1 protein-coding gene is annotated in these 757 nt (G+C 50.6%); it reads right to left on the bottom strand.

Features of this window, described 5'->3' with window-relative positions; all coding sequences use genetic code 11:
* Positions 1-6: 6 nt before the first annotated feature.
* A protein-coding gene (locus tag H0248_RS21155; protein ID WP_180787376.1) for an IS1 family transposase occupies positions 7-701 on the bottom strand; the annotation gives its coding sequence in 2 pieces (ribosomal slippage) (positions 7-455 and positions 455-701; 696 coding nt in all).
* Positions 702-757 lie beyond the last annotated feature (56 nt).

The raw sequence follows: 757 nt of genomic DNA, 5'->3' as shown, positions 1-757 counted from the left end.
CTCCAATTAGTAGAACATATATTTTTCGATGAAGGCTCCAATGACTTTTTCGTGGATTTCTATTGAGCGCGAGAAGCAAATCGTTTTGCGAGCCAGCCTCTTGATTCGCGTACGGAGAGTCAGGTTGTTACGCTCAATGCGCTGCGTAAAGATTTTACCCGTCAGATGCTTATCCCTCGGCACCTCTCTGGCATAGCTGCCCCAGTCATCACTGGTTATCATGCCAATGCTGAACGGCGTCAAAAGGGCCAGCAACTCCCGACATGTATCATCGGTACGTGGACCGAAAGTGTAGGCCAGTACACCACCGGTTTTGGTGTTGTAAGCGTACCAGAGCCAGTGTTGTCGCGCCTTACTGCCAACGAAGCTCCACTGCTCATCAAGTTCACATATGAGTGCCACATCCGCATGGGCAACCGGAGATGACGTTATTCGCTTCGGCGCGAGTTTTTTAACGTGCGAATGACGGTGTTAATACCGACTTTGAGTGTCCTTGCCGTATCTCGGACGCCCGCTCCGTTGAAGGCCATTTCGGTAATTTGCTCTTTGACACCGGGCTTACGGGCTTCATAGGTATAAGTGAGGAGGAACACGCGGTAGCAATCGCGGCAGCGGAACCGATCACGGCCTTTAGGGTTCTGCCCATGTCGGTAAACCAGAGCAGACTGACAACGGGGACAATGAACAGTAACGCTGGCCATAAGAAAACCTCAAAAGCGAGCAGTATACGTCAATTCAACCAATTAGAGTCATTACC

Origin of the sequence: Pectobacterium brasiliense (assembly GCF_013449685.1) — a bacterium.
Lineage (GTDB): Bacteria > Pseudomonadota > Gammaproteobacteria > Enterobacterales > Enterobacteriaceae > Pectobacterium > Pectobacterium brasiliense_A.
Note: the sequence above shows the minus strand (reverse complement) of the source record. Positions and strands in the feature narration are given on the sequence as shown.